Annotated in this window: 21 protein-coding genes and 1 pseudogene; 5 read left to right on the forward strand and 17 right to left on the reverse strand. The window is 41.3% G+C overall.

What is annotated here, in order from left to right; all coding sequences use genetic code 11:
* Positions 1-529: 529 nt before the first annotated feature.
* The 7 genes and pseudogenes from A5867_RS10640 to A5867_RS10670 all read right to left on the reverse strand — a co-directional run bounded on the left by A5867_RS10640 (position 530) and on the right by A5867_RS10670 (position 6,003).
* The gene (locus A5867_RS10640; RefSeq protein WP_005230211.1) at positions 530-715 is read right to left on the reverse strand and encodes a hypothetical protein; all 186 of its coding nucleotides are present in this window, start codon (positions 713-715) and stop codon (positions 530-532) included.
* A gap of 139 nt (positions 716-854) precedes the next feature.
* On the reverse strand, positions 855-1,376 hold the full coding sequence (locus tag A5867_RS10645; protein WP_005230207.1) for a GNAT family N-acetyltransferase: 522 nt from the start codon (positions 1,374-1,376) through the stop codon (positions 855-857).
* A gap of 65 nt (positions 1,377-1,441) precedes the next feature.
* Complete coding sequence (locus A5867_RS10650) at positions 1,442-2,380, reverse strand: dihydroorotate oxidase (RefSeq protein WP_074932577.1); 939 nt, start codon at positions 2,378-2,380, stop codon at positions 1,442-1,444.
* Between the two features lie 210 nt (positions 2,381-2,590).
* Positions 2,591-3,146, reverse strand: a pseudogene (locus A5867_RS18315) (zinc-binding dehydrogenase); the annotation flags it as partial.
* Positions 3,147-3,588: 442 nt separating this feature from the next.
* Positions 3,589-3,906: a DUF2500 domain-containing protein gene (locus A5867_RS10660; RefSeq protein ID WP_087627568.1), complete on the reverse strand. Its 318-nt coding sequence runs from the start codon at positions 3,904-3,906 to the stop codon at positions 3,589-3,591.
* Between the two features lie 757 nt (positions 3,907-4,663).
* On the reverse strand, positions 4,664-4,993 hold the full coding sequence (locus A5867_RS10665; protein WP_005231940.1) for a metal-sulfur cluster assembly factor: 330 nt from the start codon (positions 4,991-4,993) through the stop codon (positions 4,664-4,666).
* A gap of 74 nt (positions 4,994-5,067) precedes the next feature.
* Positions 5,068-6,003: a YitT family protein gene (locus A5867_RS10670; RefSeq protein WP_005230189.1), complete on the reverse strand. Its 936-nt coding sequence runs from the start codon at positions 6,001-6,003 to the stop codon at positions 5,068-5,070.
* Positions 6,004-6,156: 153 nt separating this feature from the next.
* Here A5867_RS10670 and A5867_RS10675 point away from each other — a divergent pair, with 153 nt between their 5' ends.
* Positions 6,157-6,648: a YajQ family cyclic di-GMP-binding protein gene (locus tag A5867_RS10675; protein ID WP_005230187.1), complete on the forward strand. Its 492-nt coding sequence runs from the start codon at positions 6,157-6,159 to the stop codon at positions 6,646-6,648.
* 91 nt (positions 6,649-6,739) lie between these two features.
* Here the strand turns inward: A5867_RS10675 and A5867_RS10680 are convergent, their stop codons facing one another.
* From A5867_RS10680 to A5867_RS10690, 3 genes are all read right to left on the reverse strand, one after another.
* A complete protein-coding gene (locus A5867_RS10680) occupies positions 6,740-9,238 on the reverse strand; it encodes an ATP-dependent DNA helicase (protein WP_087627569.1) in 2,499 nt (832 codons plus the stop codon).
* Positions 9,239-9,495: 257 nt separating this feature from the next.
* On the reverse strand, positions 9,496-10,032 hold the full coding sequence (locus tag A5867_RS10685; protein WP_016611127.1) for a hypothetical protein: 537 nt from the start codon (positions 10,030-10,032) through the stop codon (positions 9,496-9,498).
* A gap of 280 nt (positions 10,033-10,312) precedes the next feature.
* Complete coding sequence (locus A5867_RS10690; RefSeq protein ID WP_015509841.1) at positions 10,313-10,726, reverse strand: GNAT family N-acetyltransferase; 414 nt, start codon at positions 10,724-10,726, stop codon at positions 10,313-10,315.
* 98 nt (positions 10,727-10,824) lie between these two features.
* Between A5867_RS10690 and A5867_RS10695 the strand changes: the two genes are divergently transcribed.
* From A5867_RS10695 to A5867_RS10705, 3 genes are all read left to right on the forward strand, one after another.
* Positions 10,825-11,445, forward strand: coding sequence for an MBL fold metallo-hydrolase (locus tag A5867_RS10695; protein WP_087627570.1), 621 nt, complete (start codon positions 10,825-10,827; stop codon positions 11,443-11,445).
* 33 nt (positions 11,446-11,478) lie between these two features.
* Entirely contained in the window at positions 11,479-12,183 is a 705-nt protein-coding gene (locus A5867_RS10700; RefSeq protein ID WP_005230175.1) for a histidine phosphatase family protein, read from the forward strand.
* A 148-nt stretch (positions 12,184-12,331) separates the two neighbouring features.
* A complete protein-coding gene (locus A5867_RS10705) occupies positions 12,332-13,165 on the forward strand; it encodes an undecaprenyl-diphosphate phosphatase (protein WP_087627571.1) in 834 nt (277 codons plus the stop codon).
* Between the two features lie 75 nt (positions 13,166-13,240).
* Here A5867_RS10705 and A5867_RS10710 read toward each other — a convergent pair whose 3' ends face one another.
* Positions 13,241-13,864: a DUF47 family protein gene (locus tag A5867_RS10710; protein WP_005230171.1), complete on the reverse strand. Its 624-nt coding sequence runs from the start codon at positions 13,862-13,864 to the stop codon at positions 13,241-13,243.
* 12 nt (positions 13,865-13,876) lie between these two features.
* The gene (locus A5867_RS10715) at positions 13,877-14,932 is read right to left on the reverse strand and encodes an inorganic phosphate transporter (protein ID WP_005230169.1); all 1,056 of its coding nucleotides are present in this window, start codon (positions 14,930-14,932) and stop codon (positions 13,877-13,879) included.
* 236 nt (positions 14,933-15,168) lie between these two features.
* Here A5867_RS10715 and rpsT point away from each other — a divergent pair, with 236 nt between their 5' ends.
* Entirely contained in the window at positions 15,169-15,423 is a 255-nt protein-coding gene (gene rpsT / locus A5867_RS10725) for a 30S ribosomal protein S20 (protein ID WP_005230162.1), read from the forward strand.
* A gap of 52 nt (positions 15,424-15,475) precedes the next feature.
* Here the strand turns inward: rpsT and holA are convergent, their stop codons facing one another.
* The 5 genes from holA to A5867_RS10750 all read right to left on the reverse strand — a co-directional run bounded on the left by holA (position 15,476) and on the right by A5867_RS10750 (position 22,655).
* Positions 15,476-16,495, reverse strand: coding sequence for a DNA polymerase III subunit delta (gene holA, locus A5867_RS10730; RefSeq protein ID WP_034869424.1), 1,020 nt, complete (start codon positions 16,493-16,495; stop codon positions 15,476-15,478).
* A 31-nt stretch (positions 16,496-16,526) separates the two neighbouring features.
* Positions 16,527-18,770: a DNA internalization-related competence protein ComEC/Rec2 gene (locus A5867_RS10735; protein WP_087627572.1), complete on the reverse strand. Its 2,244-nt coding sequence runs from the start codon at positions 18,768-18,770 to the stop codon at positions 16,527-16,529.
* Positions 18,742-19,239, reverse strand: coding sequence for a ComE operon protein 2 (locus tag A5867_RS10740; protein ID WP_005230159.1), 498 nt, complete (start codon positions 19,237-19,239; stop codon positions 18,742-18,744). Before A5867_RS10740 ends, A5867_RS10735 begins: the two co-directional genes overlap by 29 nt.
* A gap of 93 nt (positions 19,240-19,332) precedes the next feature.
* On the reverse strand, positions 19,333-19,974 hold the full coding sequence (locus A5867_RS10745; RefSeq protein ID WP_087627573.1) for a helix-hairpin-helix domain-containing protein: 642 nt from the start codon (positions 19,972-19,974) through the stop codon (positions 19,333-19,335).
* Positions 19,975-20,060: 86 nt separating this feature from the next.
* On the reverse strand, positions 20,061-22,655 hold the full coding sequence (locus A5867_RS10750) for a family 78 glycoside hydrolase catalytic domain (protein ID WP_087627574.1): 2,595 nt from the start codon (positions 22,653-22,655) through the stop codon (positions 20,061-20,063).
* Positions 22,656-22,672: the final 17 nt, after the last annotated feature.

Consider the following 22,672-nt stretch of genomic DNA (forward strand, 5'->3'; position numbering starts at 1 on the left):
GACCATACGGTCATTAAGCTCATAAAAATTAACTTTGCTAGCTATTGCTTGCATGTATTTGTTTCAATAAATTGAAACGTCCTACACATTGGTTCGTTTGCTTGCTTTGTTCAGTTTTCAAAGGTCTACCGTGCTGTGTTAGCAACTTTTATATCATATCAGAGCGACAGTTGATTGTCAACTCTTTTTTAAAAAGTTTTTTTCGCTCGTTGTTTTTCAACTTCGTAGCGGCTGTCTCAGCGACTTAATTAGAATAACAAATGATTTGTTATTTGTCAACAACTTTTTTCAATTAATTTTGTTGATGTATCAACATTGATTAACTGTTTTAAAACTGCGACTTCGTTATAATATCATCTGTTTTATTTTTGGTCAAGTCTTTTTTGAAGATTTTTCAACTGTTGTTTTGACCCGCTGGCTCAATTGCCAACGTTGAATACTTTATCATTCTATGAATGAAAGAGCAAGCTTTTTTTCTGAAATTTTTCCAATTAACAAAAACAAAGAAAAAAACTACCCAAAAGGTAGTTTAATCAATATCGATCGTACGGAAACGGATTTGATTTTGATCGTCTCGTTTTAAGGTTGTTTCTTCTTTCAAATAAGAGAACTTCTTCTCATCGATCGCTGGATTTTCAAGCATTTCTTCATAACCTGCAAAAATATCATGGATGTATTTTTTATAAGCTTTTTTCTTTTTGATTCTTTTCTTCATTTGGCACCGTCCTTTACGTGCTTATCTTAGCAAGCCGAAAGGATTCTGACAACCATTATCCACATTTTCATACCAAAAATTCACTTTGACACACCTTTTCCATTCTTTCAGCCAAGTGACAAGAATGGAAAAAGAATGTTTAGTTTGTGATCAAACGTTTTTGAAACGCCAATCGCTCTCCATTCGGAAAAGGAAATGTTACCTCTCCTTTATATTGATAGCCAGCTGCTTGGATATTCTTTTGCATCCCAATATTGGCTTTATACGTATCGATACGCAAATCAACGATTCCTTGCTCTAATGCAACCACTTCAAGAGCTTGCAGCAATTTGGCACTTAACTTTTGCCCTTTAAAATGAGAACTGACAACGACGCGATGAATGGATAGATACGGACCGTTTCCATCCCACCCTGCGCCGGTAATTGCGTTGTAGACAGGATCATCACCAGAAACCAGTGCCGCAGACGCTGCGATTTTCCCATCTTTCACTAACACATAGCTTTCACCTTTTGCAATATCTTCTTTGATTTGAGTTTCTTTTGGGCCATAGCCATTTTGCCATTGTGGTGATCCTTGAGCTTTTAAAAAAGCAATTCCTTCCTCAATCAGCGCCATTAACTCCGTTAAATCGCCCTCAGTTGTTTTACGAAATTTCTCCATTTAACCCCACCTTTCTTCTATGACTTTCTTCTATAAAAAGAAACAGAAGATGATAGAAAGTCGTTTTAATCAATCGTTTTTAGTTTGCCTTGAAATTCACTGATTGATTGATATCCTTTTTCTTTCATGATCGTTTCTAATTCTTTCGTCAATCGTTCAAAGATCGCCGGCCCTTCTTTTTGCAACTCTGTGCCGATCTGCAACATAGAGGCACCACACAACAAATGCTCGTACGCATCTTGACCATTACGAATCCCACCTGTACCAATAATTTTGATTTCTGGCTTGAGACGTGTATAGAAAGCCCGCACATTGGCTAATGCCGTTGGTTTCACATATTCGCCTCCGAGACCACCAAAACCACCTTTTGGTTTGATGACTACCGAGTCAGTAGCAGGATCGATGAATAAAGCATTCCCAATACTATTGATTGAATTGATGTAGGTTAACGGATACTTGTTTAATATCTTAGCCATCTCATCAAAGTGAGCCAAATCAAAGTATGGCGGCAATTTGACACCTAAAGGTTTTGTGAAAAAACCAAAGACTGTTTCAAGAATTTGATCGGTCAAAGGAAAATCATAGGCAACTTGTGGTTTTCCTGGCACGTTTGGACAAGAAAGATTCAACTCAGTGATTCCTTCAAAATCACTTTCTTGGATCTTCTTCAATAACTCAATGTTTTCAGCCACACTCATACCAGCGACAGAGAAAAAGAAAGGCGCTTGCTGAGTCATTTCCTGCTGTTTTTTGATTGCATAATCTAAGTAGTAGTCCACCCCTAGATTTGGTAATCCCATCGAATTGATGCTTCCTAAGGGTAAATCGGTATAACGTGGTTCTGGATTTCCGGCACGTGCTTCTAGCGTTGCACTCTTTGTGACAAATGATCCAGCTGCTGATACCGCTAATTCATCTAATTCCTCGATCGTCATACAATGGACTCCTGAGGCGTTCATAAACGGATTTTCGTATGTAAATTTCCCAAAATTCGTAGCTAACATTGATTCATTCCTCCAATCTTTTCAACTAGTTTACCGTTTCATTTCTGAAAATGCAACGGTGTCTTTGATTGGGACAGGTTTTAGAAGGAGCAACCTATTTAATCACTGTAGCAAATCAAAAAACCATATCCATAGCAGCTTGTTAAAGCTTGCTGAATAAAAATGGTTTTTGAAAACAATCTGTTTGTGCTGTAATCAAATGCTTAGTTTTTAGAGCATGATCATGATTTTATTAAAGCTTTCACTTCTATTTACCGCTAAATCAAATGCTCTTTGAAGATATTCTAACGGAAAGCGATGGGAAATCCTATGACTGGCACTCAAGCGTCCGCTTTCTAAAAAGGTGATTGAATCAAACCATTCTTTGCCTGGGAAAGGCGCAGAATAGCTATTCCAAAAACCCTTAATGGTTAATTCACTGCGAAAGATTTTTTCAAATGCCCGTTGCTTAATCAAAACATCAGAATAAGTGATCCCTTGAAATCCAATTTTCCTGCCTTTTTTTGTCACTAAGAGACATTGTTCTTCGGTTGTTTTAGTACCTGCACATTCCATTGCAATATCTACGCCTAAACCATCCGTTATCCGAGAAATCTCTTTTCAAGGTCTTGAACACTAGGATCGATCGTATCGGTGACACCTAAATCTAATGCTTGTTTCAGTTTCTCTGATTGAATATCAATGCCAATAATCGTTTTCACACCCGCAATTTTTAACCAATTTTTAACCATTGGATCGTCAGCAACCCAATCGTTCCTAACCCAAAACGGCAACGACTTTGTCACTTGAAAGAGAAAATGTTTGTGAAAAACCAAGAACGATTTTTCCTTTTTGCAATTATTTCTGAAGTCACGTAAAAAACAAAAAACCTCGTAACAATGAGTCACGAGATTTTGGTGAAGCAATCTATTCTATTTATGAGTATTTAAAAACTATCCGTAGCTCATCACTTCCGCCAATAAATCGAATGGGTGAACTAAATTAAGCCATTCCTCGCAGGAAATTTCCTTCGGTTTTGGTTTTATTTATGCGACCTCATAAGTAGAAATTCTCAAGTGTTACTCGATGATACTTGCGTTTTCCATCGAAAGCGTACAATTCAAATCATTTCAAATGATAAGACACTTGAATAGGAGTTTTTTAATTGACTGTTCAACTTTTTTTGAAATTGAAAACGAATAAACACATACTATATACATACAAATTTTTTACCTATCAAGTGAATTAAACCTTTTTCTTTGATACTTCAACACTCCAGTATCTCCGATGACGTATAATTTGTATTTTCCATACCCTACTTTAAATTCTAATCTTTCGCCACTTGCGATTTCAAATAAAAGATAATAGGTAATGGATTGATTCGTAAAGCCGTTTGCAGCAATATTCGTGCTACTAGTCATTCGTTTGTCTACTAGCGTGGCAAGTACTGCCACTTCTGGCGTAGATTGATCCTTTAAGAATTCGACAATATGATATAAGATAACTGCGACGAAAATAAAAGCAAATAAAGTAAATAGAAAATCCACAAAACACACTCCTTTTTTGTTTTTATGATCAAGGGAATCAACCAAATCATTTTTACAACTTAACTATAATTATACATTAATTCAATTAATTAATCTCGAATCTCTAATAAAAATATGTAACTCGCTAAATGATTGACCGAAACTGTAGTTTGGCTATCGTTTTCCTATATGTATGGTTGCATAGAACACATTTGTATATTTGTTAACCAAGAGTCAGTTGCTAGGATGAAATCACATGACCTTTGAAAAAACATTCCTAGAATCATCCTTCTTCATTCTACATTGACTCCTTAAGGAAAATTCATCGTATCCCAAAGTCTCTGACTAAATTCAGTAACTTTTCTTTAGACATGTTTTCTGGGATGCACCTTAAGGTTATCAATGTGGATGAATAAGAATTTATTCTGTGCTCTTTTTTTGTCAAAATGATCGAAGGTTTATAGAAAGTATTACTATTTCGTCAAAGTTAAATACTAACTCACTTTGAGTTGTCATATGAATGGAAAATACGTTGAGCTTTCAGGTTTAAAAATATATGATTTTCTTTAATGCTTTTAGTAAAAAAGTATAACTTTTTCACCAAGTAACTGTTTATTTAAGAAAGTATTCTAAAAAAAAACTCTTCTACCAACTTTTTCAAAGTTAATAAAAGAGTTCTGTGTTTATATCCTCATTTTGCCAACTGTCCGACACCTAAGAAAACAGCTTGTTCCATCTAGTTAACAAATATGAAACAACTTTCTATGATTGAAAATCCTTAACGAATCCCCAAAGCAATCCGTGCATAACGACTCATTTTATCGGTCGTCCAAGCGGGATACCAGACTAATTTCACCTCTGGATTTTTGACTTCTGGAATATCGCTTAGTGCTTCGTGTATCGATTCAGTCAATACGTCGGCTAAGGGACAGCCCATTGTTGTTAAGGTCATTTTGATTACGGTATTGCCTGTTTCTGCATCAAATTCGACTTCATAAACTAAGCCTAGATTCACTATATCAATCCCCAACTCAGGGTCAATCACGGTTTCCAAGGCAGCCAAGACACGCTCTTTGATTGCTTCTGCTTCTACTTCAGTATATGCCACGGTTGAAGACCTCCTTTAATTCTTGTTTCAAATAATACCTTCTTTTGCAAGATTTGTAAATGGACGATCCTTGATTATGGCCGGCTTTTCTTGTGTATTTTCAGTTCTGGGAAGACCCCTGTCGTTTTAAAGGTCCGTTGTTCATCATCTGTCGCAAAACGGCCTGTAATCGATTGGGTCGGCACAAAATTAATAAACGCATTGCCGTCAGCTTCTAAAACGGCTTGTTCTAAATCGTAGATCTCGTAGCGCGTCACGACCATCATGATCATATTGCCAGGTACGCCTGAATACCCTCCGACTGAGGGGAACAAAGTCATGCCGCGAAACACATGCTTAGAAATATTTTTCCCAACAGCTTCCGCATTGGTCGTAATAATCATTGCCGTTACCTTTTGATGACTTGTGTGCAGCATGTCCACAACGTAGCTCATCGCGAAAATCGAAATGATCGTGTACAAGGCACTTTCCCAAGAAAAGACGAAACCTGAGACCATGACAATGATGCCGTTTAAAATAAACATATATTTACCGACTGTTTTTCCAGTCGTTTTTGATAATATCAACGAAAGGATATCCATTCCGCCGGTGGTAAAACCCATTTTCAGTGAAAACGCAACGCCGACGCCTAACAGTACGCCACCTAGCAAAGCGTTAACCAAAATATTGTCAGTGATCGCTCCTTGCGGAAGGATCATCGTTAAGACGGAAACGACAACGACATTGATAAAGCTCAATAGTGTCGATGATTTCCCGAGTTTGATGAACCCGAGAACAAAGATAGGCAAGTTTAAGAGGAAAATAAACAGCCCCGTACTAAGGTGAACGCCAAAATGTTCCAAGGCAAGTGCCACGATCAATTGGGCGACCCCGTTCATCCCAGCAGAAAGAACGTTTGCGGGAATCAAAAAGAAATTTAAAGCAATGGCTGCAGTGATACCTGACAGCAAAATAACTCCTATTTTTTTCAATCGTTCTGATTGTTCGTGCTTCGTTAATAACTTACTCACAATGATCTAGCTCCTTCACTAAAAATCTCCTTCCAAAGAATAGCAGTTTGTGTGAAAAAATGAAACAATTATTTGCAAAAATTTACTTTTCATTCCCGCATCGTTCGCCTCCATGTTAAAATCATAGGTAAGAGATGAGAGGAGTGATTGATTTTGGCAAAAGAAGCAAGTTTTGATGTCGTATCTGAGATCAACACAGAAGAAGTGAAAAACGCCATTCAACAGGCGGAAAAAGAATTGAAAAACCGATTTGATTTTAAAGGCTCCACGGTAGAAATCAAGATGACTGAGGGCAAACTGACGATCGTTGGAGATGACGAATTTAAGTTGGAGCAAATCAAAGATGTGCTCTTTGCGAAGCTGATCAAACGGAATGTACCAACGAAAAATATTCAATTTGGCGAAACGGAGCATGCCTTGGGGGCAAAAGCTCGTCAAACGGCAGAATTGATCAATGGCATCGATAAAGAAAACGCCAAAAAAATAACGACAGCGATCAAAAACGCCAAGCTAAAAGTTAAAACCCAAATTCAAGACAATCAAATTCGGGTAACAGGCAAAAGTCGTGACGATCTGCAAGAGGTGATCCAATTGTTGCGTAAACTGCCCCTGACGATCGATTTACAATTTACAAATTATCGCTAATCAAAAAAACTAGAACAGAGTCTAACGTGATGGTTAGGCAAAATCAGCTTTATCTACTGATTTTGCGCAACCGCTCTTGAAAGCTCTGCTTCTAGTTTTTTTCTTGCCAAAAATGAGTCACTGCCTTTGATAACTCTTGCGGCCGACGAATCTGCAAGGCATGCTGCCAATGTAGTGGGAAAAGTTCTTGGTAACGCGGTGTCCGAAAGCGCTGATCCAGCAATAACACCACGCCACGATCGCTGACATCCCGAATCACTCGACCGGCTGCTTGCAGGACTTTATTCATCCCTGGCAGCTGATAGGCATACGCAAAGCCAGCTGCCTTTTTCTCATCGTAATATTCCCGAATCAATTCTTGCTCGTGATTGATTTGCGGCAGTCCGACTCCTACCACTGCTGCACCGATCAAGCGATCGCCTTTTAGGTCGATCCCTTCAGAAAAAATTCCACCAAGGACACAAAATGCCACTAATGTTTTTGGCTGGCTCTCTTGTCCGTCTTGACTTGTTTCTAGCAAGGATGATCGTTGCCGCTCAAGAGATTGAAACTGTGCAAGAAACGCCTCGCGCTCTACTTCGTTCATGGCTGTCCCCTGAATCAAGACCTCCACCTCTGGCGCCTGTTGGGAAAATGCTGCCGCCACATCATCCAAGTAACGATAAGAAGGGAAAAAGACCATATAGTTTCCCGCTTTCGCTGCAGTCATTTGCTGGATTGCATCAACGATTGCAGGAATGCTGGCTTCACGTTGGCGATACGTTGTTTGGATATAGTCTGCAATAAAAATCCCCTGATTTTTCGGATCAAAAGGACTTGGCAGGCGATAGCGCAAAGCTTCATTGCCGCCTCCTAACACCTCTTGATAATAGGACAAAGGAGTAAAGCTCGCAGAAAACAACAGGCTGGCCTTGCCCTTATCTAACACAGATTCCAAAAACGGCGCTGGTTCGATGCAAAATTGCCGTAGTTTGATATCATAGCGGTCGATCTCCACCGTCGTTTCGTAGTGATCATCATAAAATTCACTGATCTTCAAATAATGATTAGCTTCAAAATACACTTGCAGCACTTCTTCTTGCAATTCATGCTCAGGATTTGCCGGCAACCATTCCTTCATCAATTCAGCTACTTTGTAGAGCTGATTGACCATCGTTTCATGGGGAGCTGCTTGATGGTGGTATTCCCACTCTTCCTCTTTTGCTATTTGAGCAATAGCCGCAAATTCTTTGTCAACTTTGTTTAGGGCGCGTTTTAATTTTTGCTGGTCATTGGATAGTTTCTTCTTTAATTCCTTAAATGGCTGCCGGGTAATGGTTGCCGAATACATTTCTTTGGAACGGTTGACTAAGTTATGGGCCTCATCCACTAGAAAGAAATATTCTTCATCCGGCTCCTCAAAAAATCTTCGCAAATAAACGGTGGGATCAAACAAATAATTATAATCACCAATAATGACATCGCAAAAGACACTGACATCCAGTGAAAGCTCGAAGGGACAGACCGTATGTTTCTTTCCGTAGGTCTCGATCACTTCTCGGGTTATTTGGTTCTCGTGATGCAACAGATCCCATAATGCTTCATTGATTCGATTGTAATAGCCTTGCGCATACGCACAGTGTTCTGGCGTACAGTTTCGTTCATCTAAAAAACAGATTTTGTCTTTGGCGGTAATCGTGACACTTTTGGTTTCACTACCGTTGTCTGCTAACTTGCTCAGTGCATCTTCGGCCACTTGTCTGGTGATCGTCTTCGCCGTCAGATAAAAGACCCGATCAGCCCCTTCTTCCCCTAGCACTTTTAATGCGGGAAACAGCGTTGACATGGTTTTTCCAGTTCCAGTTGGCGCTTCCGCAAAAAGTCGCTTGCCATTTTTTAGTGTTTTATACGCCGCTGCTGCTAACTCTCGCTGCCCTTTGCGAAAGGTTTCAAAGGGAAAAGACAGCAGCTGCAAAGACGTATTGCGGACACGGCGCCAATTCTCTTGAAAAACTAACCATTTATGATATTCCTGAAGTAATTCTTCATAAAAAACAGCTAATTCTGAAAACTGAAATGTTCTTCTCGTACGGGTGGTCAGCTTTTCAGTGGTTTGATAATAAGTCAATTGTACGGCGATCCGATCGATGGGTCTCCTCGGATCATTTTCTCCATCAGCAGTAGCTTCTGCTTCTGCTTCTGGTTTCTCTTGTTTTTCACTGTCATTAAGCGCTGCTTGTTCATTTTCTTGTAGTAAAAACAAATAAGCATAAACCATTCCCTGGGCAAAAAACAAATCGATTTGATCTTCAGGGATATCTTCGAAAGCTGGTTCTGAAGTTTTGATCTCATCGATCACCCAAGAATTAACAGCTGCATCAAAAAAGAGACCATCGGCACGTCCTTCGACAGTGATCGAATCTTTCTCAATTTGGCTTTCTCGTTTGAAAAAGACTTCTTTTTGATACGCATCCCCAGCCTCTTTTTGTAGTTGGCGATGGATACGGGCGCCTTCTTGTGCGGTATGATTACTGACTTTGCGGCTATCAATATCGCCTCTGCGCAAAATAAATTCTACGATTTTTCTAACCGCAACTTTTCCTTTATACACGTGTTCACCTTCTCGTTTGCCATTATAGCGGATAGATCACTTTTGGAAAAGGGAACAGAAACAGCTTTTCATCCTCTGCGGAGAGTATCCTATCCAAACAGGTTTGATCTCTAAAAAAATCACTTGCGGCAAAATGCCTTCTCATCAGGTAATCAACGCCATTTCCACTTCCAGAGAATGGGTTTGACGAAAGGTTACCAAAAAAACCTACTCTACTCACCTAAGCAAGTAAAGCAGGAATATTTTTTTAAGAAAATTTATTGATCGACCTGAATGTCATAGCTAACGCCATTTTGATCATAGGCCTTCTGATTATTGGGATCTAAGGTGAACTCAAAGGTTCGCCCATCTGCCATGATCGTCAAACGTTTTCCTTCGACGATGTATGAGGCATCTTGATAGGTGATCTCATAAATTTGATAAGGATCGTTGGACAACTGTACCTCTGAATGGGAAAAATGACGCTGAAAATCACTTTCGATTTGTCCTTTATACAAGGCAACATCACTAGAGCTGGCTGAACTATCTTCTAAGTCTGCCATCGGCAAATACTGCTTAACGATCGTCAACTCATTCTCATGGAAATCATAAACCCCTTGGCTTTGCGGAAAGATGACACTCTCATCTTGGATCAACATCAAATCAAGGTCGCCATTTTCAACCGCTTTTGAGGCGGAAGTAACGGTTTCAGAAACTTCTTTCGAATCATCGATGGATAGCTCTTCCTCACCACAGCTCGCTAAAAGAAGCACAGCAAAGCATACAGTGAAAAAGAATTGGAGCGATTTTTTCATAAAAAACACCTTCTTACAAAAAGTTGATGTATACCAATCAAAACGAACACAAGGTCCTGAACACTTACTTTCCCCGAACTTAGTCACGACGAATGTTTCTGCTGCAGGAAAAAATTAGACCAGTTTCAAACGAAACACGCGCTTTCTTATTTTAATTAGTATAACAGCAGTTTTTTGCTAATGCGGTTTCTTAGAAAAATTTTCGAATTCCCACAATAATTCTGAGCTTTTCTCTCATCAAACTATTGGTTAGCCTTATCACCTGCCTGCCATAGGGTGGTCACAGCATCTTCACGAAATAAAGCCTATCCGTGCCAAGTACAGGCGTGTCAGAAAGCACAGCAAATTGTTCGAAGCCGACTGCTTGATAGAACTGTGGCGCTTGGTAGTCTTGGGTGGTAACTGTCACGGAACGACACCCCGCTTTTTTACCGTGATCGAAAAGTGCTGCCATCAATTGTTTCCCCACCCCTTGATTCTGATGGTGTGGATCAACTGCAAACAATTGAATATGAATCGTATTACCTGTCCGTTTCCCAATCAACCCACCAAGTTGATCGTGATTGTCAAAAAATGCAAATGAAAGCTGCTCTTGATCGGAAAAGGCACTCACTGCCTCTGTTTTTTTCGTTGAATAATTGAGCCATTGACAGATCGCCTGACGATTGTCTTCTGTGTTCATCGTTTCTATCATTAATTTTTCACTCCTAAAAACCTTTCTTTGTTTCCTCTTATACTTTAAGCTATACTTATAGTCAGACACAAGTATTTGTGATCCTAGGAGGTTTTAGCATGAAAATCATTGGTTTAGTGACAGGACCCGTTCAAGAAAATTGTTACCTTATTTGGAAAGAAGATTATTTGTTGATTATTGATCCTGGAGCAGAAGCAGCGAGATTGATCGCTGAGATCGAAAAAACAGGCGCAAAACCAGCAGCGATTTTATTGACTCACACTCATTATGACCATATCGGCGCAGTTGACCATTTGCGGGATTATTATCAGATCCCCGTTTACGTTAGTCCGCTTGAGCAAGAATGGCTAAGTGATCCTATGAAAAACCTTTCTGGTCGTCATCCTGAATTAGGAACCATCACCGCACGTCCAGCAGAATTCGAGCTAGAATTGAAAGAGTACAAGATAGCTGGCATGTCCTTTAAGGTTGTTGCAACCCCAGGTCATTCCATCGGCAGCGTCAGTTTTATTTTTGACAAGTTTGTCGTTTCTGGAGACGCCTTATTTAAAGGCAGCATCGGTCGGACCGATCTACCAACTGGCAACCTTGAGCAATTGCTGACCAGCATCCAAACGCAACTTTTTGTTTTACCGAATCAGATGGCCGTTTATCCTGGCCACGGGGAACCAACAACGATCGAGATTGAGAAACGGACCAATCCGTTTTTTAACGCATAAACGAATTACGAACCAAAGGAGGAATTACTACTTATGGCAAAAACAGAATTGTATGTCGTGCGTCACGGGAAAACCATGTTCAACACATTGCAGCGTGTACAAGGCTGGTGCGACACCCCATTGACTCGTACTGGTGAACAAGGCATCCATTATTTAGGACTCGGGTTACGAGATGTGGATTTTGTGGAAGCAGTATCCAGTGACAGCGGCCGCGCGATCGAAACGATGCGTCTGATACTGGGTGAACATGTCAGAGGACCAGAGATCCCTTATCATATCGACAAACGGATTCGTGAATGGTGCTTTGGCTCACTTGAAGGTGCCTATGATGCAGAAATGTGGGGCGTTCTGCCACGGATTCTTGACTTTCCTGATTACGATGATATGATTGCCAATCATGTCTCGTTTGAGGCGATCGCCAATGCGATCTACCACGCAGATACAGCCAATTGGGCGGAAACCTTTGATGTGTTGACCGAACGTGTCAAAACAGGGTTTGAAGATATCGCCTACCGCGTTGAGAAAAAAGGCGGCGGCAATGCGCTAGTTGTGTCTCACGGCTTAACGATCGCTTTTCTTTTGCATCTGATCAATGATGAGAACAATGTTCGCATGGATATTGAAAATGGCTCGGTCACTCGACTGATCTACGAAGATGGCAGCTTTACGATTGCTGAAGTGGGCAATACCGATTACATCAAAAAAGGCTTGGCACTCTCTCAAGAACTTTTATCCTAAGAGAAACCTTTGGCAGTTGATCAATTTCTTTAAGAAAGGAGCAGTTTTTGTTTTAAAAACTGCTCCCTTTTTTTAGGAAAAAGATTGGTATTCGAATCAGGAAACGGTATACTAAGAGTTGTATTTTGTCATAGAAAGGACTGAACCAATGTTTTTTACAAATTTCATAAAAGCGATTTTATTTGGGATCATTGAAGGGATCACGGAATGGCTGCCAATCAGCAGCACGGGTCACTTGATTCTAGCCGACGAATTTATCGGATTGAATGTTACTCCCGAGTTTATGACGATGTTCAATGTTGTCATACAACTGGGTGCGATTTTAGCAGTCGTCTACTTATATTTCCATAAACTAAACCCTTTTTCACCGAAGAAAAATGAGTTAGAGAAAAAAGATACATGGACGTTATGGTTTGAAGTCGTCGTGGCGGTCTTGCCATCGGTTATTATCGGATTACCGTTAGATGATTGGTTAGATGCGCACTTCTACAACTTTTTCTCTGTTTCGATCGTCTTGATCGTTTATGGGATCGGCTTTATCGTGGTAGAAAAACGCAACAAAAATAAAGCACCAAAATGTACCGATTTGAACAAGTTCACCTACAAAGCGGCATTGATCGTAGGAATGTTCCAAGTATTGGCATTGATCCCAGGAACTTCTCGTTCTGGTGCTACTATCTTAGGTGCTATCATGATCGGCGCTTCTCGTTATGTTGCTGCTGAATTTTCATTTTTCTTAGGTATTCCCACCATGTTTGGTGCCAGTGCCTTGAAAATCTTCAAGTTTTTGAAAGATGGCAATGCCTTTGATTTCCAAGGAACCGTCATCTTATTGACAGGAACCATCGTGTCATTCATCGTTTCGATCATCGCGATCCGTTTCTTGATGAACTACATCAAACGGAATGATTTTACCGTATTTGGATGGTATCGCATCGTTTTAGGAATCATTTTGATCGGCTATTGGCTGATCCAATTATAAGCAAAAAGAGCAACTCTTGGGCAGGTAACTGCCGCAATAGTTGCTCTTTTTTTCGTTTGAATGCTCTCTAGTTCCTCACGTGTTTTTGATCACCATACCATCGATGATATCAACCGCACTTTCGGTGTCGTTGATAATCGATTCAAAGCGATCATAAATATCTTTCCACTTAATAATTTCCAGCACTTCTTTTTCATCCGTAAACAACGCTTTTTTCATTTTTGAATACAAAAGATCTGCTTCTGATTCAATCGTATTTACATCGTTGATCATTTGACGCAATGTTTTTGAATTTTTGAACTTCGGAAACTCTTTTAATGCTGTTTCGACCCCCTGTGTCGCTTGAACGATCATTTCAGCAAATAAGTTCGTCTCAGGGCGAATCTTCGTAATGACCAAATTCTCAAATAAATAAGTCAGTCCCATAATGCCATCCAAAATATCATCTAAACGCTCAGAGATGACCAGGATGTCTTCGCGATCGATCGGTGTGATAAATGAGTCGTACAACTCATTCGTTAACTCAGCGATCACCTGATCGCCTTCCTTTTCTAATCCATGAATCTCAGCTGCCGCTTCACTTAACGCTGTTTCAGAGTAATCATTGATCAACAGCGAAAAACGTTTCGCAGCTAGATGCCCATTTGTTGCCAACTGCTCCATTGCCGCAAAATAATCAAATCCTTTTTTTCGTGCCATTACTTTCTCTCCTCACAAAATTAGCAATAAAATTTTCACCATTAGAAACGCAATCAACCCGCAACCAGGGAACGTTAAAATCCAAGCATAGATCATTTCTTTAACGATGCGCCAATCAACGCTAGAAAAACGTCGAGAAGCCCCTACCCCCATGATGGCAGTCGTTTTTGTATGGGTCGTTGAAACTGGGATACCAAATACGGAAGACAAGAACAAACAGATCGCAGCGGTAACATCTGCAGAAAAGCCCTGGTATTTTTCCAGTTTTACCATATCCATCCCTACTGATTTGATGATTTTCATCCCACCGACAGAAGTACCGATCCCCATGGTCAAGGAACAAAGAACCATCACCCAGAGTGGGATCGAAAAGCCATTGCCGGTCTTTTCAGCAAGATTGTTGTAGAAAAGCCCTAACATGAAGACACCCATAAATTTTTGGCCATCTTGTGCACCATGTAAGAACGCATTGGCACCAGCCGCAATGGCTTGACCAACTGTAAAAATTTTGTTGGCTTTTCGCCGTTGGGTATCGCGAAAGAGCCATACGATCAGTTTCGTGATCAGAAAGCCGCCAATGAAGCCCATCAACGTAGAAACGACAAGACCGATCAAAACTTTCAGCCACTCCTCGCCATTGACTGCATGTAACCCACCAAGGGCCATGGCTGCACCAGTCAGTCCTGCGATCAACGCGTGAGATTCACTAGTTGGGATCCCAAAATACCAAGCTGCGACCGTCCAAACAACAATTGAAAACAAGGCAGCGGCTAATGCGATCTGTGAGACCCGAAAACTCCCGCCTGAATCAAAAGTCACAATGTTGCTGATGGTTTCTGCAACTTGCGCATTAAAATACGTCATCACTAGCACACCTAAGAAATTCATGACGACTGCCATGCCAATGGCGATATTCGGGCGTAAGACTCTCGTGGAGACAGCGGTTGCAATAGCATTCGGCGCATCCGTCCAGCCGTTGACGAAAATCACCCCTAATGACAACACAATCGTTAGAAACAAAGCGATATTCACATAGATTCCCCCATTTAAAAATTCCGAAGTAATCATAGCATAGAAAGCTGTTTCTGTGTAAACTTTTTATAACTATTCAGTAAAAAATGTGTAAAGAAGCATTTTTAAAATCCATAAAGCAAAAAATAGCACGGCCAAAAAACAAATTTTTGTGTTAAGTAAAATTTCTTTACAACTTTTATTGCAATCACTCTTGGCATTAGGTATAATGACTAGTGTTGATTTATACGTTTTCTAAACGTAATTGAACTTTTTTTTCGGAGGTGAAATACATGCCAAACATTGAATCTGCAATCAAACGTGTTCGCACAAGCGAAGCGGCTAATGCTAAGAATTCATCTCAAGTAAGCACAATGCGTACAGCAATCAAAAAATTTGATCAAGCTGTTGAAGCTGGTGCTGATAACGTAGATGCGTTATATAAAGATGCTGTTAAAGCAATCGATATGGCTGAGACTAAAGGATTGATCCACAAGAACAAAGCTAGTCGCGACAAATCTCGTTTAAGTAAAAAAATTGCAAAATAAGCAAATTAAGAAAGGCGCAGCAATCATCGATTGCTGCGCCTTTCTTTTTGACTTACTGTTTGCCATGTTTTAAAACAAATAGCTGGAACAAATACTCTTTGTCCATCTGACCACTTTTCACTAAGTAATCATTTTCGATCAATTCACTATAAAGTGCCGCTAATTGCTTTTCTCCAAACCCCCGAGCTTGCTGCATCGCTAACTTCACTCGGTACGGATGAATCCCCAACGTTTCTGCGATATTGGCTTGCTGGTAGCCAATTTTCATCAAAATCGCCGCCTGTAACAGCAGACGGACTTGGCTGATCAAGATAGCATTGATCTTGATCGTCTCTTCCCCTTGCAATAATAGATCGTCATACAAGCGCAACGCATCCGATACGTTCCCCTTTAAGACATCGCTGGTTAATTCAAAGACATTGTGTTCCAACGTCTTAGGGATCAACTGCAAGACGATCTCTTTCGTAATTTTATTGCCATTTCCTGCATACAGCCGTAGTTTCTGTAACTCCTGCATCGCTTTTGATAGGTGCAGATCCGTTAACCGTAAAAACAAATCAAACGCCTCTCGGCTCATTTCGATGCCATCATTTGCCAACGACTGTTGGAGATACTGACGCACGTCGGCTTCTTTCATAGGTGCGACATCAATCACAACTGCGGCTTTTTTCAATTGCTTAGTAATTTTTTTCCGTTCATCTAATTTATCGACATCTGCAAAAATCACCATTACCGATGATTCCAATGGGTCTTTGATGTAATTCAAAAAATCATCTAGGTCATGCTCAGGTGCATTGCTCTTTTTTTCAGCCGTTAAGAAAAATGGCCGCTCAACGAACAGTAATCGCTGATCGCCAAAAAAAGGCAACGATTGAGCTTCTTGGATCACCATATCAAGGGGATCTTTCTCCATGTCAAAGGAAGCAAAATTCAGATCATCTTTCCCAACGGAAAAACGCTCCAAAAAGGCCGTGCGAACTTGCTCTTGTAAAAACATTTCACTGCCGATGACCAGATAAATCGATTGCAACTCCTTGGTTCGAATTGCTTGCAACGCTTTTTGTAATTCCATCGTTCCCCCCGCTTTCATTCTTATCCTACCATTAGTCAATCGGATAGTCTAGCAGCGTTTTTATCAAAAATGATTGTTGTTTTTCAGACCAAATAAATTGGATCATGCCTTGCTGATCGGTTCGCAAAACGGTCTGATTTACCAACGTTTCAAGCACCTCTTCATGAGGATGCCCGTACCGATTGTTCCGTCCACTTGAAACGATCCCGAATTGGGGATCGATTGCCGCAACAAACTCAGGTGCCGTCGAGGTCCGACTGCCATGATGCCCTAGTTTCAATACATCAACTTTTAAATTCGGATAATCATGAATCAACTTTTTTTCCCCTGCTTGTTCGAGATCGCCAGTAAACAAAAATGTTTTATCCCCTACCTTGGTTTTAATCACCATCGAATCTTCGTTTTGTCCTGCACCTGATTCTGGTGCCAATACTTGCAACTGAAGGAAATCACCCACCACTTGGCCAACCGTCGTCCAAACAACGCTTGTCTGATTAGGCAGTTCGTTTAAAAGCTTGGCGATGCGGTGATCTTGTTCACTTCCTGGCACAAGATATAACGTTTCAACAGGGATCGCCTTCATCAATGCTAGCGCATCTCCCATATGGTCCGTGTCCCCGTGAGTTAGAAACAAACCAGTAATCTTCCTGACTCCCTCCCCTTTCAAAAAAGGAATCAATGAAGATTCAGCGGCAGCTTGTCGTTTGCGCTCTTGCCAGTTTTCTTTCGGAAAAGATAGAGAACCTCCAGTATCGATCACATAAACTTCGCGATTTTTTTCTGCCTGTAAAACGATACTATCGCCTTGACCAACGTCGACATAACTAATGGTAGGTAAAACGCGATTCTGTTGAAAGACCATTGGTACAACAAGCGAAAAACAGATCACCAGCAGCCACCGTTTCTTTTGGTAACAGAGCAGGCCAAGCAAACAACAACTAGCTGCCAATCCTGCAGGAAGGGCACCCACCGTTATCGATACGCCTCCTACAGCGCCCACGGCAACTTCCATAAGTAATAAAAGCTCTTCAAAAAGGGCAATCAGCCCACTGATGGTTGGGAAAAGCGTCCCAGCAATGAACATTAAGAAACAGGCTGGCAGCAAAACCAATTGAAAAAACGGTAAAAAGACAAACGTCAAAAAGCCCCCAAATAATGGAAATTCATAAAAGAGCGAGACAATGACAGGCGCAGCCAGCACCGTGAGGAACTGACTGCGCCAAAACCACGTCAATTTGATCGGTCGCTGCATCACTATCAGGAAGGTCATCAAAAGACTTAGTTGCCCCGATGTTTGAAGCAATACTTTGGGATCAACGAATAAAAGAGCCGTTAAGACGATCCCATAATGATCACTTGCCGATAGCCGTTGTTGATAAAGAGTGGTCACTTGAGTAACCGACAATGCCAAGACAGCACGCCAGACACTAATGCCGCCGCCACAAATCCCAATTACGACCAAGAAAAAGACCCCCATTGGCAACAGCATTTGTTGTTGCGTAAACCCCAATCGGCAGAAGCATCCGCGAAACCACTTGAAAAATAAGACGACATGCATTCCTGAGATCGTAAAGAAATGCAATAAGCCACTAGCACGATACATTTGACGTACTTCTTGAAAGTCATGGTCTTTAAAACCAAAGAGCAACGCATTGATATAGGCTGCTGAGCGTTCAGGAAAGATTCGTTGCACAGAAGAAATAACCTCTGCTCGAACTTTTGCAAGCGAAAAGCCTGAGTCTGCTGCTTCCATTCCTACCATTTGCTCGATATGGACTGTGCCAATAATTGATCGACTGGCTAGATAGGCAGAATAGTCAAACCCGTGGCGGTTTCGTGGTTTTTCAGGAAGAGAAAAAATTCCTTTCACCAGCAGCTTTCTTCCCCAATCGGATCGATCCTGCCATTGCTGTTTTTCAGTCTCTGAAGAAATCGTGTAACGGCCAATCACTTTACCTGCGGAAGATTTTGCTTCAAACGTAAGCAGATCGCCATTGATTTTGATCGTGTCTGGCAACACATTGACTACCCCTTGATACTCACCTTCTTGTATGTTCCCAGTCCGAGAAAGACAGACGCGGACACTTAACAGCAACAGTCCGACAAAACAAATCATGCACAAAAATGCTTGTCGTTTTAAGACAAGCATCACGAAATAATAAAGTGCAATGAGTCCCAGTAAGATGGACTGCACATAGTAAGCAGTCACCGAACAAGCAAAAATAATACTAAGAAATAAAAATGAATCAGTTCTCTTTTGTTGGTTGTGCATCATTCAGCACACCAAATGAAAGTTTTTCAAAATACACCGGATCAAGTTCAACTTGGTGGACGGAAGCACCTACTTGTTGAATCAATTCCATTGCATACTGATTGTTACGATAGTCATTCAAATAATGGATCGTTTTGACCCCTGCTTGCAAAATTGCTTTCGTACAGGGAAGGCAGGGGAAATGCGTCACATAGATTTCCGCATTGTCTGTTGACACCCCTAATTTTGCACATTGCAATAAGGCATTCATTTCTGCATGAATCGTCCGAATACAATGGTCATCGACAACATAACAGCCATCGTCGATGCAGTGTACATCGCCACTGACTGACCCATTGTAGCCTCCAGCGATGATTCGGCGATCTTTGACTAATGTAGCGCCGACTTCAAGTCGGGAACACGTACTGCGTAAAGAAAGTAAAACAGCTTGCGCCATAAAATACTGGTCCCAAGGGATTCTCGTATTGCTCATTCATTTGCTCCTTTGCGATTGATTAGTTCTATTCTAATCGAATTTCTTGAATTTTCAACCGTCATTTCTTAGTATTTCTTACTTTTATTTGGTTCAGTCCGTCACTGTAATCATCTCTTTCAAGGACTCAAAGGTCTTCTCTCCGATGCCTGTGATCTTTTTTAGATCATCAATCTGTTTAAAAAAGCCATATTCTTCGCGGTAAGCGATGATTGCTTCTGCTTTTTTGGCACCCACGCCTGGCAGTTCTTGCAATTGCTGCGCATTGGCTTGATTCAGGTTGATTTGTGTCACTGCTGTCTGGCTGCCACCTACTCCTAAAGCACTCATCTCCATAAACGCTTGATCCTCTTTATGAGGGACGATCACCATCTGTTGGTCTTGCAACACCTGTGCTAAGTTTATGGCTGTTTCTAACGCCTCTTCTGTCAGACCACCTGCTTGTTCGATCAATTCATACATCCGCGCACCTGATTTTAAACGATAAATGCCCGGTTGGTGCACTTCTCCTTTGACATCGATAACGATCTCATACTCTTCATCGTGAAGACCATCTTCTTGAAGGGTTCCACCTTCCCCCATTTCAGACGATTGACCTGCTGCATCTGCCATTGATTGCCAGTTTGTTTCTTTGTTTTGCGAGAACGGTACAAACCAGATGATCAGCAAAACCATCAAAACAGCACCACCAACTGCAAATCGCCAATAGTCTTTTAGCAGCTTCCATTGATCCATTTTCACCACCTCATAGATGAAATACGCAAAAAATAGAAAACGACAGAAAAAAGTCAACACTTTCCACGTGTCGACTTTTTCACTAGCTAAGAAGTAATCGTATATATACAGGTAACTTTCTTTTGGCTCCCCTCATCCTCTATTTTCTCGCTGACTTTTCTAAAACCTTTCATCTGACTGATTTCATAGCCACATGTTCGTGGCAACTCCACCGTTAAGCGAACGGTACGATCAGTCTTTTCCCAGCTTAAAGTTACTAATCCAAACGTACTTTGTAAGGAGCCTTTGACATGGGCTACAGGTACATCGAAGGCTGGTTGTATCAGTATCCCAGCGCTTGTCATCTGAATGCCTAATAAATGACGGACAAACCAATACCCATAAGAAGCAAACATGGCATGATTCAACGAACCCTCGTAAGTGGCTGAATGTTGCGGCGTCGGAAAATGTTCCATTAAAGTGCCGTTTCCACTTGCCAGCATTGCTGCATAACTAGGCGCAGATTTCCTTGTTAACCAATCAAAAATAATATCATTATAGCCAGCTTCAGCCAGCAACTGATAACTCCATGCCATCCCGAAGATGCCGAAAGAGAAAATACCCTCTTGCTGCTTGATCCGTTGTACTAATTTTGGCAAGATTTGTTTTTTTTCACTGAGTCCTGTTTTCATTGCAAAGATCATGCTAGACAAGGTACCCGCACCGTATTGCTCATTTCCTTTAGAAAACTGCTGTTTGATTTGCTGTGTCGTGTACTGGATCGCTGCTGTCACTCGCTGACAATAGTCCTCGTTACCAATGATCCTCAAGTCGATCAATTCTTGGTAACGCTGTAGTAAAAGCAGATACATGCAGGCAGAGCAAAAGGACTGATCTGGCGAAGTAATGACCCCGTTTTGCTGAGTTTCATCAATTGCTCCCCAATCACCGAGGCAGCACTGGGCAATATAATCAAAATCAAAAGCGAGTAAATAGTTGAGGTGCCGTTCCAACTGTGGACGCAGCTTGGCAACCGCTGCTTGTTTCCCATAGGTCTTGACCAATGCCAAAGCAAGCTCTGGAACTACCAATTGCCACCCTAACGCACCACCACCATTTGATGGACCATTTGTCATGATTCCTACAAATGGCGCAGTTGCAGTCATTGCACCATCCGGTCGTTGGTCGTTGGTAAAATCCCACAACACTTTTTCCAACAACGGCGCAATCGCCAGATCTGCCATCTGTGTTGGCAATAAAGCGACGATGTCTCCGCCATATCCGAACCGCTCACGGGTGCAGTCCTCAAAATACGAGTGGATGTTGTTCAACCGCGTGGCTTGGCCAACCGCCCATAACTGATTTAAGAAAGGATCGGAGGTTTCAAGGGTTAGCAACGATTTCACATCCGTATGCAGGCGATAGGCTTTGATTGCGCCCACAATCGCTTGAAGTTTGTTAGCAGGTTTCGTCTCGATCAACGCATAGCGAAAGGAATGATACGTGTAGCGGTTTTCAAAAACGAACGTCCTCGCTGCCGTTTTCTCAATGATGTCTCGTTGAACGATGGGATCATCTGGCTGCTTCCCTTCATAGGGATCGTATATGCCATAAGTTCCACTGATCGTAGACGTATAATCAGGGGTGCCTTTCTCATCTAATGTTTCTGCATAGCTGATTCTGATCTGACCAATGAAATCTTTCTCAAGTGTACAAGCAAATTGACCGCTGATGATTTGACCGAAGTCAATAAGCAGTCCCGCTGCAGTTTCGGTCATTTTTTGGGGAACGATCGATTGTGTGCGCTTGATTTTAGGAATAAAGCTTGGCTTAAAACGTCCGGCGGGACCAGCAATTTGTACCGTTTTTCCTTCTGGACGAGGATCAGGTACATCGGTAACGATTTCTCCTATATAAAGATTGTTTTGCAAATAAGGCCCAAAACTACTCTGCCACTGATTGTCTGAGTAAATGTAGCGATTCTCTCCTCCGTCATTTAACTGAAGCTCCCCCCAGAAACAAGGTTTACCAATCGCTAGTTGTTTGCGGATGTTATACCGACCTAAAATCTCAATCGGAGCAGGGTTGTACCAGCCATTCGCAAGTTCAACTTCGATCCGATTGTCTCCCTCCTGTAAAAAATCAGTTAACTCATAAGTATCATAGTAGACGACTCGATCATAGTTCGTTACATCACTGTTTAAATAAACATCTGATACGGTTTTACCATTAACAGACAAGCGATAAAAACCAAGCCCGCAGCAATCGATCATTGCATAGGAAGGACACTTTTCCAGTGTGAAGGAGCGGGACAAGCAGCTATTTTTCTCTTCTGAAAAGTAAAACCGTTCTTTTTTAATTGGATCATCTAAGCGAGTGATCCACTTGCCCATGGTTTCTTTAGGTTGCTCACGCTTTTCTATCGTGAAAAACACACTGCTGTAAACGGTGACATCGTTGCCTGCTCTTGCTGTCAATTTGACTTGATATTTTTTTCGCTGTGGATGCTGTGGTAAATGGACCGCCATTTTATTCTCAGAAGCGGCTATGTTGGAAACGTCATACACTGCTTGCTGCTGTTCATTGAAAAGTTGCAATCGATAGCCTTGGTGATTGGTCATCGACCACTCAATAAGGACCGGATCATTTAAATCCACTGTTAATGGCTTTGTCTTCCCGTTGATGGTTACCGTTTCTTTCATACGCTGCTCCTTTCGTG

The organism is Enterococcus sp. 6D12_DIV0197, from assembly GCF_002174385.1.
Classification (GTDB): Bacteria; Bacillota; Bacilli; order Lactobacillales; family Enterococcaceae; genus Enterococcus_D; species Enterococcus_D casseliflavus.